We start from the raw sequence: 13,597 nt of genomic DNA on the forward strand, positions 1-13,597 counted from the left end.
AGCGGCACGAGTCAAAGCCTTGTGCCGCTGGTATTAGCGAGTCTTGTTTTGCACGGGGTGCCGTCCCGACCTCCCATCCGGGGCGGCACCCAGGGAGTGGTTTTCATGCGTCGACGCACCCTGCTTCAAGCCGCCCTGGCCGGCGGTGCCGGTGGCCTGCTCAGTGGATCCGCCATGCCGGTGTCGGCCCAGCAGACAGGCCCCGTGGCGGGCCCCTTGCCCAGCCCGCTGGCTCCCGGCGCCGCCCCGCCGGCGGCGGATGACGAGGCCGGTTGGGCCGCCGTAGCGGCCGCCTACCCCGCCCGGCTGCAGACCGGCATCATCAACCTGGAATACGGCGCCTTCGGCCAGATGCCGCTGGCCATCCAGGCGGCGTATGAGCGCTACACCGTCAAGGTGAACCAGGAAGGCGCCACCTTCGTGCGCCGGGATTTCGTCGGCTATTACCAGACGCTGCGCCAGCGCATCGCCGCCATGGTGCATGCCGACGCGGGCGAGATCGTCATCACCCGCAACGCCACCGAATCGCTGCAGGCGGTCATCGGCGGCTATGCCCGGCTCAAGCCCGGCGACGCCGTCTTGATGAGCGATCATGACTATGACAGCGCGCGCATGGCGGCGTCCTGGCTGGAACGGCGGCGGGGCGTCACGGTCATCAGCATCAACCTGCCGTATCCGGCGACGCACCAGAACCTGATCGACGCCTACGACCAGGCGCTGGCCGCCCATCCCAGCGTGCGGCTGATGCTGCTGACCCATCTCAGCCACCGCGACGGCCTGCGCCAGCCGGTGCGCGAGATCGTGGCCATGGCCCGCCAGCGGGGCGTGGACGTGGTGGTGGACAGCGCCCAGGCCTGGGGCCAGGGTCCCGTGGACGTGCACGGCGACGGCATCGACTTTGCCGTCTTCAACCTGCACAAATGGATCGGCGCCCCCCTGGGTGTCGGTGCCCTCTACATCCGCAAGGACCGCATCGCCGACATCGAGCCCTTCATGGGCGAGGAACCGTCGGAGCGCGACCCCATCCTGGGCCGCGTGCACACCGGCATGGCCAACTTCGCGGCGCAGATGGCGGCCATCGACGCGCTGGACTTCCACCAGGCCCTGGGCACGCCCATCGTCGGCGCCCGCCTGCGCCATCTGCGCGACCTGTGGGCCCTGCCGGCGCGGGAGCTGGCCAAGATCGAGGTGCTGACCCCCGACGACCCCCGCCTGTGCGCCGGTATGACCAGCTTCCGGGTGAAGGGCCAGACCACGCCGGCGGCCAACACCTCGCTGGCCGCGCACCTGCTGGAAAAGCACGGCCTGTTCACCGTGGTGCGTACCGGCCTGGCCGGCGGCGCCTGCCTGCGCGTCACCCCCGGCTTCAGCACCACGCCGGCCGATATGGCGGCTTTGGTGAGTGCGCTGAAGGAAATCTGAGGGGCTCAAACGGAAACCCCGGGCCACCGCTGCCGCGTGTGGTCCGGGGTTGGAGCGTAGCGACTAGGCCGCGACGGCGGCCGCCGGAGCCTTTCGGGGAACGGAGTGGACTGAAAGGCGAGGATGAGCCAAGGGGCGTATGCCCCGCCGGCGTTTGAGGCGAACTTAAACTAAGCCTCCACGAACAGCTCTTCCGGCCGGCCGACGTGGCGCATGATGCTCTGGCGCAGCTTGCCCATGGCGCGGTGTTCCAGCTGGCGCACACGTTCCTTGCTGACGCCCAGGGTGTGGCCCAGTTCCTCCAGCGTCGCCCCGTCCTCGCGCAGGCGGCGGGCGGCGATGATGGTGCGTTCGCGGGGCGACAGAGTATCCATAGCCTCGCTCAGCCAGGCGGTGCGGCTGCGGCTGTCCTTCAGCCCGATGACGATCTGTTCGGGCGAGGGGCCGTCGTCGGCCAGGAAGTCCTGCCATTCGCCGCCGTCCTCGCTCAGCGGGTGGTTCAGCGACTGGTCGGTGGCGGTCAGGCGGATTTCCATGGTCTCCACCTCATGCTCGCTCACGTCCAGTTCCTCCGCCACGCTGCGGCGGCCCTCGGCGGTCAGTGAGGTGGCGGAGGGGTTGTTGTCGATGCGGGCGCGCAGGCGGCGCAGGTTGAAGAACAGCGACTTCTGCCCCGCCGTGGTGCCGGTGCGCACGATGGACCAGTTGCGCAGCACGAATTCCTGGATGGTGGAGCGGATCCACCAGGCGGCGTAGGTGGAGAAGCGCACCTCCCGCTCCGGCTCGAAGCGGCTGGCGGCCTGCATCAGGCCCAGGTTGCCCTCCTGCACCAGGTCGCCCAGGGGCAGGCCGTAGTTGCGGAAGCGGCTGGCCACGGCCACGACCAGGCGGGTATGGGACGAAACCAGGGCGTGCAGCGCCTTTTCGTCCCGGCTCTGCTGCCAGCGGCGGGCCAGCTCGAACTCATGGTCCCGGCTCAGCAGCGGCGCCTTCATGGACGCCTTGATGAAGGACAGGTTGGCCTTCTGGGTGTGAGGATCGTCGATGTGCGCCATGCTCCCCTCCATCTTGGCAGTCCCGGCATCGACCTCTGCCGGCGGCCTTGGTATTGCGCCAAGGCTTCCGTCAGCGTCGGTCCCGGATGGGGCGCCCCGGTGGCCTATTCCTCCGGGTCAACACCCCACGTGGATTTGCGGGATCGGTGAGACAGTAATGACCGATCGGAGCACTGAAATATCGCGGGAAAAAGTCGATCACCCACAGGGCATAACCCAAGCTTGCCTTAGGCTGGCCCAGGTCCTAGGCGTCTATTACCACCACCAAAGGGTCTAATTTCTCTAATTTGATATAATCGGGCGTCATCGACCGGGCTTATTCGGGGGATAGCCGGCCCTGCCAATAGGCCCTTCGTCACCCTGGCGGAGGGCGTAGGCGCACGGCCTAGCTTCCGCTTCTGTTAACATTGGACCCCTGGTATTGGAATGGTCTTGGCTGTGCCATGTTAACAGGCGGCGGGAAGACGGTCGGCCGCCCCAAAGCATTGCCCAGGCTGGCGGAAACCCTGGGGCCGGGCGATATGTCGCACGTCCTGTGGTTGAGGACTCCGCAGTGCCGCAGCGGGGCGTGGTGGCGCGGTGCCGTCCAGCCTCGGGTGCGGCCTATGCCTTCCGGCAAAGAGCGGGGCGCGGGTGCGACGCGCCGACGGCGCGGGAGAACCGGACCCCTATCTCTTTCGATCAATGGCCGGCCCGCATCGGGGAACAGGGGGATCAGCCGCAGCGGGAATAGCCGCAGGACAGGCAGGTGTCGCACCCTTCCTGGTGCACCAGGCTGGCCTGGCCGCAGCGGGGGCATTGGGCCGGCGGTTGCCGGTTCTCGGCAGCCGTTTCCGCCGGGGCGGGTGTGCCGGCCGCATCCTCGTGCACCGCGGGCAGGCCGCTGGGGCGCATCAGGAATCCGGTCTCCAGCATGTGCCGCTCGATGACCTCGCCAATGGCGGCCAGCAGGGAGGGGACGTAGCGGCCCTTCATCCACTGTCCACCGCGCGGATCGAACACGGCCTTCAATTCCTCCACCACGAAGGCGACGTCGCCGCCCCGCCGGAACACGGCGGAGATCATGCGGGTCAGTGCCACCGTCCAGGCGTAGTGCTCCATGTTCTTGGAGTTGATGAAGACCTCGAACGGCCGCCGCCGCTCCTCGATCACGATGTCGTTGATGGTGATGTATAGGGCGTGATCGCTGCCCGGCCAGCGCACCTTGTAGGTCGCCCCCACCAGCGTCTCCGGCCGGTCCAGGGGTACCGCGCCACTGGCGGCGGGCACCGGAGTCGCCGTGGGGGCAGCAGGAGGCGGTGAGGTGTCGGCCGCGGGTGCGGACAGCACCGACCCGGTGATGGCGTTGGGGCGGTAGGTGGTGCAGCCCTTGCAGCCCAGGTCGTAGGCCTGCAGGTAGACGTCCTTGAACGTCTCGAAATCCAAATCCGCCGGGCAGTTGATGGTCTTGGAGATGGAGCTGTCGACCTCGCCCTGCGCCGCCGCCTGCATCACCAGGTGGGCGGCGGGGGGCAGGCTGCCGGCGTCGACGAAACTGTCGGGCAGGGGCGCGTCGCGGCCGAAGGTCTGGCGGAAGCGGTGGTAGGCATAGTCCGCCACCCGCTCGATCTTGCGGCTGCCGTCGGGCTGCAGGACGGCGCGGTCGTATTCCCAGGTGAACACGGGCTCGATGCCCGAGGACACGTTGCCCGCCAGCAGGGAGATGGTGCCCGTGGGCGCGATGGAGGTCAGCAGGGCGTTGCGCACGCCGTGGCGCTCCACGGCCGCGCGGGTCACATCGTCCAGGCCCCGGATCATGGGACGGGTCAGGTATTGCTCCCGATCATAGAGGGGGAAGGCGCCCTTCTCCGCCGCCAGGCCGGCGCTGGCGCGGTAGGCGTGGCGGCGCACGGCGCCCAGCCATTGCCGCGTCAGATCCACCGCCTTCTGCGTGCCATAGCGCACGCCGCACAGGATGAGGGCGTCGGCCAGCCCGGTCACGCCCAGCCCGACGCGGCGTTTGGCCTGCGCCTCCTGATGTTGCGCGGGCAGGGGAAAACGCGAGACGTCGATGGCGTTGTCCAGCATGCGCACCGCCACCGGCACCAGGCGCGCCAGGCGGTCCAGATCAAGGCGCGCGTCGGGGGTGAAGCCGTCCACCACCAGGGCCGCCAGGTTGACGGAGCCCAGCAGGCAGGCGCCGTACGGCGGCAGCGGCTGCTCCCCGCAGGGGTTGGTGGCGCTGATGACCTCCACCCCGCCCAGGTTGTTCTGGGCGTTGATGCGGTCGATGAAGATGACGCCGGGCTCGGCATAATCGTAGGTGGCCCGCATGATGCGGTCCCATAGCTCGCGCGCCCGGACCGTGCGCCAGACCTTGCCCTCGAACACCAGCTCCCAGGGGCCGTCCTCGCGCACCGCCGTGATGAAGGGGTCGGTCACCAGGACCGACAGGTTGAACATGCGCAGGCGGCCGGGATCGCGCTTGGCGTCGATGAACGACTCGATGTCCGGGTGGTCGCAGCGCAGGGTGGCCATCATGGCGCCCCGGCGGTTGCCGGCGCTCATGATGGTGCGGCACATGGCGTCCCATACATCCATGAACGAGATAGGGCCGGAGGCATCCGCCCCCACGCCAGCCACCGGCGCCCCCCGGGGCCGCAGGGTGGAGAAGTCATAGCCGATGCCGCCGCCCTGCTGCAGGGTCAGCGCCGCTTCGCGCAAACCGGCGAAGATGCCGCCCATGTCGTCGGGCACCGTGCCCATGACGAAGCAGTTGAACAGGGTGACGCTGCGCCCGGTGCCGGCCCCCGCCAGGATGCGGCCGGCCGGCAGGAAGGCGAAATCCTTCAGGGCTTCGTAAAACTGGGGTTCCCACAGGGCGGGGTCGCGCTCCGCCTCCGCCAGGGCCTTGGCCACGCGGCGCCAACTGTCATCCACGGTTTGGTCGATGGGGGCGCCGTCCGGTTGCTTGAACCGGTACTTCATGTCCCAGACCTGGGCCGAGATGGCCGGCCAGTCGGAAAACGTCTGGGAGTCGCCAAGCGTCTCGGAGGGAGCGTCCGCCCCGGGGACTGTCGTCGCCTGACCTTCACGCCCGACCATGCGCACCCTCCGGTCCCGGATGATTGCTCCGGTGAAGGGTAGGCCGGGGACCGGGGGCGGTCAATCGCGCCCCAAGCTTATGCTGAAAGGCCCGTTCAGCCGGCGGCGGCGGGCACCTCGACCAGGGGCGGGGCGTTGGGCGGGCGCTCCGTCGCCGGACCGCCGGCGGCCATGACCAGGCGGTCGGTCGCCGGCTCCAGCACCGCTTCCAGGCGGGCCAGCGCCTGGTCCTTGGACAGGCCGGGGGCGATGGGCGGCAGGAACTCGATGACGATGGTGCCGGGGCGGCGCAGGAACTTGTGGCGCGGCCAGAACAGACCGGAATTCAGCGCCATGGGCACCAGCGGGATGTCCAGCGCCTCATACAGCAGGGCGATGCCGACCTTGTAAGGCCGCCAGGCGCCCACGGCGGTGCGGGTGCCCTGGGGGAAGATGACGATGGGCCGGCCCTCGGCCACACGCTCCCGGGCGCCGCGCAGCAGCGACTGGATGGCGGCGCCGCGCTTGCCCCGGTCCACGGCGATCATGCGCGCCTTGGCGGCATACCAGCCCCAGATGGGGATGTAGGTCAGCTCCTTCTTCAGGACGATGGCGGGATCGTCCATCAGCAGGTGCAGTTTCATCGTCTCCCACATCGACTGGTGCTTGGCCCCCACCAGGAAGGCGCCGGTCTTGGGCAGGTGCTCCAGCCCGCGCACCTCGTACTTCAGGCCGATGATGGTGCGTTCCCAGAAGTTCAGGGTGCGCATGTAGCCGCGGATGGCCCAGATCATGGTGCGATGGGGCACCACCAAGGTCCACAGCAGGCCGAAGCACCAGAGCATCGTCCAGATGTAGAAGACGATGTTGAAGACCAGGGATCGCAGAACCAGCATCGCCCGTAACCGTCATGACCAGGGTTGATGGGTGCAGGGATAGTGCCTGCGGGCCGGCCTGTCCACTCTCCCCCTAGCTTTGAAGGCCCAGGCTTCGAAAGGTGGTCAGAGGCCCAGGGCGTGGCGCAGGAAGGCCACCAGGTACTTGTCGTATTCGCTGACGATCAGGCCGGCGGTGCCGCGCCAGTGCCACCAGCCGTCCAGGCGCACGTTGGGCGGTTGCACCGCGTGGGGCACGATGCGGGCGTCGGGCAGGGCGTGGCGAAACTCCACCAGGCTGCGCGGCATGTGATAGTTGGCGGTGACCAGGCGCAGGGAATGGAAGCCTTCCGCCTGCATCCACCGCGCCGTTTCCGCCGCGTTGCCCACCGTGTCGTCGGCGCTGTAGCCCAGCACCACGCAGCATTCCAGGGCCGAGGGCGTCGCCTGCGACATGCGCAGCAGGGCCCGCACGTCCACCCCGCGATAGACGCCGGAGATGAACAGTTTCCGTGCCCGTCCGGCGGCCAGCAGGTCGAACCCGGCCTCCAGCCGCTCGCTGCCCCCCGTCAGCACGACGATGGCGTCGGTGGCCGCGGTCTCTTCCTCCGGGGCGCGGGGGATGTGGGCGGCGAAGGTCAGCAGGCCCCCCAGCCACAGCGCGCCCAAGGCGGCCCCCACGCCCGTCAGGCGGCGCAGGCGCGTCCACAGCAGGGCGCCAGGTCCCGCCAGGGCAGGCGGTTCCGCCTGCGGCAGGGGCGCCCCCGGCAAGGTCACGGCAGCCGCTCCAGCGCGCGCAGCACGGTCAGCCGCGCGCTGATGGCGGCCAGGGCGCCGGCCACCACCGGCACGGCCGCCAGCACCAGCCATTGCAGGGGGGCGAGCGTCAGGGGCGGCAACAGCGTGCCCTCCACCGTACGGGACAGCAGCGACAGCACGGCCAGGGTGACCAGCGCCACGGTCGTGCCGCCCACGCCGCCGGTCAGCGACAGGCGCAGGATGTGGCGCTGGAACTGACCGGCCACATGGCTGTCGGTGGCGCCCATGACGTGCAGCAGGTCGACCTCGTCCTGATGCATCGCCAGGCCGGCCTTGGCGGCGAACACCACCACAGCCACGGCGGCCCCGCCGATCAGGGCCACGATGACCAGGGCCACGGCCTCCACCAGGCGGGCCAGGCGGCGCAGATCGCGCAGCCACACGCCCGGCTCCTCTACCGATGTGCCGGGTACGGCGGCGGCCAGGCGCTGGCGCAAGGCGGTGACGTCCACGGCCGGGCCGGCGGTGACGTCGATCAGCGCGGGCAGGGGCAGGTCCTGCAACAGGGCGCCGTCGCCCAGCCAGGGCTCCACCAGGCGGGCGGCATCGGCCATAGGCACGGGGCGGGCATTGATGATGCCGGGCACGCCGCCCAGCGCGTGCAGCACCATCTGCACCCGCTCATCCAGCGGGGCGGGGGTGCCGTCGCCCTTCTTCACATCCCCCACCGGGCTGACCTGGATGGTCAGGCTGCCGTCCAGGCCGCTGTCCCAGCGCTGCGCCCACCCGGACAGCAGTTGCGCCGCCGCCACCGCCAGGGTGGACAGGAAGACCATCAGGGCGATCAGCCAGGGCAGAAATCGGCCCGTGGCATCGCGGCGTAGGGACAGGACGGCGGGGCCGCGCCGGCTCATGGGGACTGCCTCTCCAAGGGAATGGGCCAGGGTATGGTATCGGTCCTAGTGATGGCACGGCGGGGTGGCAGGCGTCCAGCGCGTCGGCCGGGTGGCGCCGGGGCTGCGGCATCAGCGCCGCCTGCCAGAACGGGATAGGCCGTTTCGCCGTCGGGGCCAAGGCCGGGGCCCACCTTGCGCATCCCCGACCTTTTCGTTTAAGTCTAAGGCGCCTCTTAAGGATTTCGGCCTGGCCCTGCCTCCCATGATAACAACCTGCCCGTCCTGCGCCACGCGCTTCCGGGTCGACGACGCCTTGCTGGGGCGGGGTCGCCGCGTGCGGTGCAGCGCCTGCGGTTCCGTCTGGCACCAGGTGCCGGAAACGGCCGGCCGCCCGGCGGTGGCCGCGCCGCCGGCGGATGACGATGACGACTGGATGTCGTCCGCCCCGTCGTCGTCCTCCTTCGCCGACCTGGCCGCGGCCATGGAGCGGGAGACGGCCTATGACGCCCTGACCATGGTGGAGGACGAGGCCCCAGCCCCAGCTCCCCTGTCGCTGGGCCGCCTGCGCCAGCCCTCATCCACGTTGGCGATCCCGGAACCGGAGGAGAAGCCTCGGCGCCTGTTCGCGGCCGTGCGCTGGGGCGTCCTGGCCGTGGTCATCGCCGGCGGCATCACCGGCCTGGCGGTCGAGCGCGACGCCGTGGTCGACGCCTGGCCCGCCGCCGCCCGCCTGTACGACGCCTTCGGCTTCGGCGTGGAACCGCCCGGCACCGGGCTGGAGATGGTGGACAGCAAGACGGAATTCCGCGACGTGGAAGGCACGTCCATGCTGTTCGTCGATATCACCGTGCAGAACAAGTCCGACCGGCAGCGCGACGTGCCGGATCTCATGGCCTCCGCCCTCGGCGCCGACGGCAAGCCCTTCCAGCGCTGGCGCATGCAGCCCAAGGCCCGCCGGCTGTTCCCGGGCGAGAAGACGGTCTACCACGGCAACATCGTGGAAAAGGGCGGCCAGGCCGCACAGATCCGCCCGGAATTCGTGCTGCCGAACTGAGGTGATTCCTCAGAACCGCTTCAGCAGGCGGTCGATGTAATCCAATTCTTCCTTGGGGCGGCCGGCCTCGCTGGCACGGCGGCGCAGTTCTTCCAGGATCTCGCGGGCGCGCTGCAGATCGCCGTGGTCGGGGATCTTGACGCTGTCGGTGCTGGTGGCGCCCTGGCCCGTCATCTGGTGGCCCAGGGGGTCGGTGTTCTGGCCCCGGCCGTTGGTGGCGTTGCGGGGGGCGACGCGGGTACCCCGGCCCATCTGGCGGGCCATCTGCTGCGCCATGCCCTTCAACCCGTCCTGCAGGGCCTCCAGCGCCCGGCCTTGGGCCTCCACCGCGTCCTCGGGTGATCCTTCCGACAGGGCGCGGCCGGCCTGGCCCATGGCGCGGTCGGCCTTGTCCAGAGGGGATGGCGCCTGGCCGGGGCCCTGGCCGCCACCGTTGCCGTTCTCCTGCCCGCCGGGCTGGTCCTGGCCCTCTTGGCCATCCGGCTGTCCCTCATCCGACTGCTGGCCAGCCTGTTGTCCTTGCTGCTGCATCAGGGCCTGCAGCTCGCGGCGCAGAGCGTCCTGCTGCTTGGCCAGGTCGCGGGCCGTCGCCTCGGCCGAGGGGTCGCGCGGCGGCTGGCGGGGGGCGGCTCCCTGGCGGTTGGGGGTGGAGCGGTTGGGGCCGTCGCCCCGGGTGTTGGGTTGCGGTGGGCTGTCTTCAGGTTCGCCCCGGTCACCCTGGCGGAAGGTCTGGTCCATCAGTTCGCGCTGGCGCTTGGTCAGGTCCTGCAGCTTTTCCAGCATCTGCAGGTTCTGGCGCATCTGCTGCTGCTCGGCCTCCGTCGGCGGCTTCTGCGGGCCGGTCTGGACGCTTTCCATCAGATCCTGCATCTGGTCCAGCATCTTGCGCGCGGCGTCGCGGGCGCCGGTCTGGGCCATCTGCTCCAGCTGTTCCATCATCTGGCCCATGTCGATGGTCTGGCCATTCTGGTCGTCCGGCGGCGGGGCGCCGTTCTGGCCCTGCTGCTGGTCGCTCTTTTCCGCCAGCGCCTGCATGTAGCGGTTCAGCGCCGACTTCAGCGCGTCCAGGTCACGGCGGATTTCCGCTTCCGGCGCGTTGCGGTCCAGAGCGTCGGCCAGGCGCTGGCGGGCGTCGCGCAGTTCCGTCTCCGCCGAGGCCAGGCTGCCGTCCTCGATCTTCAGCGCCGTGTCCCACAACAGGTCGGCCACGTCGGTCAGCGACCGTCCGTCGTCGTTCAGGCCCAGGTGCCGGGCGGCGGCGTACAGCGCCATGAACACAGTGGGATCGCCGGCATAGCCATCCAGCTCTCCCGCCAGGCCCAGCAGGGCGCTGGCGGCGGGCTTGCGCGCCTCCTCCCCCTGGTCCAGCAGGGCGCGGCGCTGGGCGATCACGGCCTTGGCCGTGGGGTTGTTGAACACCCGTTCCGGCAGGGTGGTGGTCTGGGTGTCGCTGGTTGCCGTCTGGCCGGCGGTGTCGGTGGCCGTCAGCTGGATGGTCACAGGCTGCCCCGCCCAGGGGCTGGCCGTCAGGTCGAAATAGCCGCTGGCGTTGGCCACCACCGGCGTGCCGGCGGCGGACGCCTCGCGGCTGGGCCGGGCGGGCACGGGCAGGGTCAGGACCAGGGGTTCCACCGTCGTGCCTTCCGCGCGCGTGGTGGGGGTCACGGTGGCGGTGACGCTGGCGATGCCGTAGTCGTCGGCGGCGGTATAGTCCAGCCGCAGGGCATAGCGCTCGGTGGCGCTGGGTTTTTCGCGGAAGGCGATGGCGGGCGGGTCGTCGGCGACGATGCGGATGGGCCAGCTGCCCAGGGTACGGCCCCGGTCGGCGACGGTGATGCGCTGGCCCTTGGTCACGGTGCGGCTGGTCTGGAAGCCGCCGGTCGCGGCCGCATCCAATGCCACGGCGTCCTCATCCAGCGACAGCGTGGGCGCGCGATGGTGGGGCCCCAGGCGCGCGGTGACGGTGGCGCCCGCCGGCACGGAAATCGCGCCCTTGATGTCAACGGCGCCGTCGCCCTGGGGCGCCTTGCCCCGGCGGGTCAGGAACTGCGGCGGCAGGCCGGTCGATTCCGGCGGGGTGATCCAGACATCCAGGTCGGCCTCGGCACCGACGGGCGGCGCCTCGAACCCCGGATCCAGCGCCTCGATCAGGCGGGGGCGCCAATCACCCCAGGCCATGACGGCGGCGACGGCCAGCAGCAGCACGGCGACATGCCGCAAGGCCCAGGGGTCGCGGTTGGGCAGATCCAGGGCGGGCCAGCCGACGCGCACCCCGGCCAGGGCGCGGCGGGCCCGGTCCTGCGCGGCGGCCCACAGAGTGGCGGCGGGGCCGGCCTGGTCCACGGGCGTGTCGATCAGCAGGTCGAAGGGGCGATGGCGCAGGTTGTTGTCCCGCTCCAGCCGGCGGAACACGGCGTCGCGGTCGGGCAGGCGCAAACCGCGCAGGCGGCGGACCAGCAGGGCGATGAATGCTGCGGCGAAGGCGGCCAGCGCCAGGCCATGGGCCCAGGGCGGCAGATGGGGCAGGGCACCGGACCAGGCCAGCGCCAGGCCCAGCATCAAGAGGCCGGGCAGGGGCCACAGCCGCAGGCCCACCCGCTCCGCCGCCAGCGACAGCCAGGCAGCGCGCAAGGGACGGCGCCAGGGTTTCAGCGGCGGCGGGACCAGGGGCAGGTGCGCGCGGTTGGGCAGGGACACGACAATGCCCGTGGGCGCGGGGCCCGTGGGCGCGGGCGCGGCGGCATCGGATGCCCGTCGCCCGTCCTTGCGGGAGGTGAGTGCCCTCTCAGCCATGCCGTCGGTGCCCTCTCGGCTGCCGTGTGCCCTTGGGTGGGCCCTATGCCCTGCGCCTTAAACGTGGCGCCATTGCGGCGTCACGTCCAGGGCCAGCATTTCCTCGAACGTCTGGCGGCGGCGGATGACCGCCCACTGCCCCTCATCCACCAGCACCTCCGCCACCAGGGGGCGGGAGTTGTAGGTGGACGACATGGCGGCGCCGTAGGCCCCGGCGGTCATGAAGGCCACCAGTTCGCCCTGGGCCACCGGCGGCAGCTCCCGCTGGCGGGCGAAGGTGTCGCCCGTCTCGCAGATGGGGCCCACCACGTCCATGGGTGAAAGCGGGGCGCCGGCGGCTGGTTCCAACACCGGGCGGATGCCATGATAGGCGTCGTACAGCGTGGGGCGCATCAGGTCGTTCATGGCCGCGTCCACGATCAGGAAGCGGCGGTGCAGCCCTTCCTTGACGTAGATGACCCGGGCCAGCAGCACGCCGGCGTCGCCCACCAGCGACCGGCCCGGCTCCAGCGTCAGGCGGCATCCCAGATTGCCTAAGCGCTTGCGCACGATGCCGGCATAGGCGTCATGATCCGGCGCCGCCTCGCCCTTGTAGGGCACGCCCAGGCCGCCGCCCAGGTCCAGCCGCTCGATCTTCAGGCCGGCCTCGCGGGTGGCGATCACCAGGTCCGACAGGTGGCCGTAGGCGTCGTCATAGGGGTTGATGTTCAGCAGCTGCGACCCGATGTGGACGGCATAGCCCTTGGGCGCTAGGCCGGGCAGGCTGCTGGCCTTGGCATAGGCCGCCACGGCGTGGCCCAGGTCGATGCCGAACTTGTCCTCCTTGCGGCCCGTGGCGATCTTGCCATGGGTGCCGGCGTCCACATCCGGATTGATGCGCAGCGCCACGGGGGCGGTGCGGCCCAGCTCCGTCGCCACGGCCGACAGAACCTCCAGCTCCGGCAGGCTTTCCACGTTGATCTGGTGGATGCCGGCCACCAACGCCGCCGCCAGCTCGTCCCGCGTTTTGCCCACGCCGGAGAACACCACCTTTTCCGGCGGCACGCCGGCGGCCAGCGCGCGGCGCATCTCCCCTTCCGACACCACGTCGGCGCCAGCGCCGAGGCGGGCGAACAGGCTGATGATGGATTGGTTGGAATTGGCCTTGAGGGCGAAGCAGACATCCACCGGATCACGGGCGAAGGCCCGGGTGTAAGCCTGGTAATTGGCCCGCAGGCGGCTGGCGGCATAGACATAGACGGGGGTGCCGACGGCCTCGGCCAACCGGTCCAGGGGAACGCCGTCGGCGGTCAGCACGCCGGAAACATAGGAGAAGGCCATCGAAATCCAAACCGTCGCGTCTGCTGGGGCCCTTTACTGGGGCGTTGAGGAACCGGAGGTGGAAGGGGTGGTAGTGCCGCCCATCATCGGCCCGCTGTTGGTGATGACGGGACTATCCGGCATGACGCCATAGGGCTTGCCGGGCTGAATGGTGGCGGGCGCCCCGGCCGGCTGGTCGGCCGAGCTGGGCAGCGCCTCCTTCACGTTGGGCTGCGGGTCCAGCTTGGGGTTGGGGTAGAAGTTCAGGGGATGGTCCTCGCCATCCGGCGTGTCCAGGGTGTGGGCGATCTTGCCGCAGCCCGACAGCGCCAGGGCGGCGGCGGTCAGACCGGCGATCAGCAGAACCTTTTTCATATGGCT

The 13,597-nt window shown here is 70.3% G+C and carries 10 protein-coding genes; 2 read left to right on the top strand and 8 right to left on the bottom strand.

Annotation, left to right across the window (positions count from 1 at the left end; all coding sequences use genetic code 11):
• Positions 1 to 105: 105 nt before the first annotated feature.
• A complete protein-coding gene (locus Y958_RS02340; protein WP_088870754.1) occupies positions 106 to 1,422 on the top strand; it encodes an aminotransferase class V-fold PLP-dependent enzyme in 1,317 nt (438 codons plus the stop codon).
• A gap of 170 nt (positions 1,423 to 1,592) precedes the next feature.
• Here Y958_RS02340 and Y958_RS02345 read toward each other — a convergent pair whose 3' ends face one another.
• From Y958_RS02345 to Y958_RS02365, 5 genes are all read right to left on the bottom strand, one after another.
• Positions 1,593 to 2,477 carry an RNA polymerase factor sigma-32 gene (locus tag Y958_RS02345; RefSeq protein WP_040848413.1) on the bottom strand — a complete coding sequence of 295 codons (885 nt, stop codon included), beginning with the start codon at positions 2,475 to 2,477 and terminating at the stop codon, positions 1,593 to 1,595.
• A 714-nt stretch (positions 2,478 to 3,191) separates the two neighbouring features.
• Positions 3,192 to 5,561 (bottom strand): adenosylcobalamin-dependent ribonucleoside-diphosphate reductase, encoded by a 2,370-nt coding sequence (locus Y958_RS02350; RefSeq protein WP_276328577.1) that lies wholly within the window; start codon positions 5,559 to 5,561, stop codon positions 3,192 to 3,194.
• Between the two features lie 95 nt (positions 5,562 to 5,656).
• Complete coding sequence (locus Y958_RS02355) at positions 5,657 to 6,436, bottom strand: lysophospholipid acyltransferase family protein (RefSeq protein WP_088870756.1); 780 nt, start codon at positions 6,434 to 6,436, stop codon at positions 5,657 to 5,659.
• A 105-nt stretch (positions 6,437 to 6,541) separates the two neighbouring features.
• Positions 6,542 to 7,192 carry a YdcF family protein gene (locus tag Y958_RS02360; protein ID WP_244909335.1) on the bottom strand — a complete coding sequence of 217 codons (651 nt, stop codon included), beginning with the start codon at positions 7,190 to 7,192 and terminating at the stop codon, positions 6,542 to 6,544.
• Complete coding sequence (locus Y958_RS02365; RefSeq protein WP_088870758.1) at positions 7,189 to 8,088, bottom strand: cell division protein FtsX; 900 nt, start codon at positions 8,086 to 8,088, stop codon at positions 7,189 to 7,191. Before Y958_RS02365 ends, Y958_RS02360 begins: the two co-directional genes overlap by 4 nt.
• Before the next feature lie 244 nt (positions 8,089 to 8,332).
• On the opposite strand from Y958_RS02365, the gene Y958_RS02370 reads away from it, so the two are divergent.
• Positions 8,333 to 9,124 carry a zinc-ribbon domain-containing protein gene (locus tag Y958_RS02370; protein ID WP_088870759.1) on the top strand — a complete coding sequence of 264 codons (792 nt, stop codon included), beginning with the start codon at positions 8,333 to 8,335 and terminating at the stop codon, positions 9,122 to 9,124.
• Between the two features lie 9 nt (positions 9,125 to 9,133).
• On the opposite strand, the gene Y958_RS02375 is transcribed toward Y958_RS02370, so the two are convergent.
• Genes Y958_RS02375 through Y958_RS02385 form a run of 3 tightly spaced genes read right to left on the bottom strand, consistent with a single transcriptional unit; the run spans position 9,134 to position 13,591 of the window.
• On the bottom strand, positions 9,134 to 11,917 hold the full coding sequence (locus Y958_RS02375; protein ID WP_088870760.1) for a TIGR02302 family protein: 2,784 nt from the start codon (positions 11,915 to 11,917) through the stop codon (positions 9,134 to 9,136).
• A 57-nt stretch (positions 11,918 to 11,974) separates the two neighbouring features.
• Positions 11,975 to 13,237: a diaminopimelate decarboxylase gene (lysA, locus tag Y958_RS02380; RefSeq protein WP_088870761.1), complete on the bottom strand. Its 1,263-nt coding sequence runs from the start codon at positions 13,235 to 13,237 to the stop codon at positions 11,975 to 11,977.
• A gap of 33 nt (positions 13,238 to 13,270) precedes the next feature.
• Positions 13,271 to 13,591, bottom strand: coding sequence for a hypothetical protein (locus tag Y958_RS02385; protein ID WP_088870762.1), 321 nt, complete (start codon positions 13,589 to 13,591; stop codon positions 13,271 to 13,273).
• Between the last annotated feature and the right edge of the window lie 6 nt (positions 13,592 to 13,597).

The sequence above is a fragment of the Nitrospirillum viridazoti CBAmc genome (assembly GCF_000730165.1).
Classification (GTDB): Bacteria; Pseudomonadota; Alphaproteobacteria; order Azospirillales; family Azospirillaceae; genus Nitrospirillum; species Nitrospirillum viridazoti.

What these genes read in the sequence shown, in the direction of transcription:
- Y958_RS02355 (WP_088870756.1), bottom strand. Translation starts at nt 6,436, where the DNA reads ATGCTGGTTCTGCGATCCCTGGTCTTCAACATCGTCTTCTACATCTGG.
- lysA (WP_088870761.1), bottom strand. Translation starts at nt 13,237, where the DNA reads ATGGCCTTCTCCTATGTTTCCGGCGTGCTGACCGCCGACGGCGTTCCC.
- Y958_RS02345 (WP_040848413.1), bottom strand. Translation starts at nt 2,477, where the DNA reads ATGGCGCACATCGACGATCCTCACACCCAGAAGGCCAACCTGTCCTTC.
- Y958_RS02385 (WP_088870762.1), bottom strand. Translation starts at nt 13,591, where the DNA reads ATGAAAAAGGTTCTGCTGATCGCCGGTCTGACCGCCGCCGCCCTGGCG.
- Y958_RS02365 (WP_088870758.1), bottom strand. Translation starts at nt 8,088, where the DNA reads ATGAGCCGGCGCGGCCCCGCCGTCCTGTCCCTACGCCGCGATGCCACG.
- Y958_RS02340 (WP_088870754.1), top strand. Translation starts at nt 106, where the DNA reads ATGCGTCGACGCACCCTGCTTCAAGCCGCCCTGGCCGGCGGTGCCGGT.
- Y958_RS02375 (WP_088870760.1), bottom strand. Translation starts at nt 11,917, where the DNA reads ATGGCTGAGAGGGCACTCACCTCCCGCAAGGACGGGCGACGGGCATCC.
- Y958_RS02370 (WP_088870759.1), top strand. Translation starts at nt 8,333, where the DNA reads ATGATAACAACCTGCCCGTCCTGCGCCACGCGCTTCCGGGTCGACGAC.
- Y958_RS02350 (WP_276328577.1), bottom strand. Translation starts at nt 5,561, where the DNA reads ATGGTCGGGCGTGAAGGTCAGGCGACGACAGTCCCCGGGGCGGACGCT.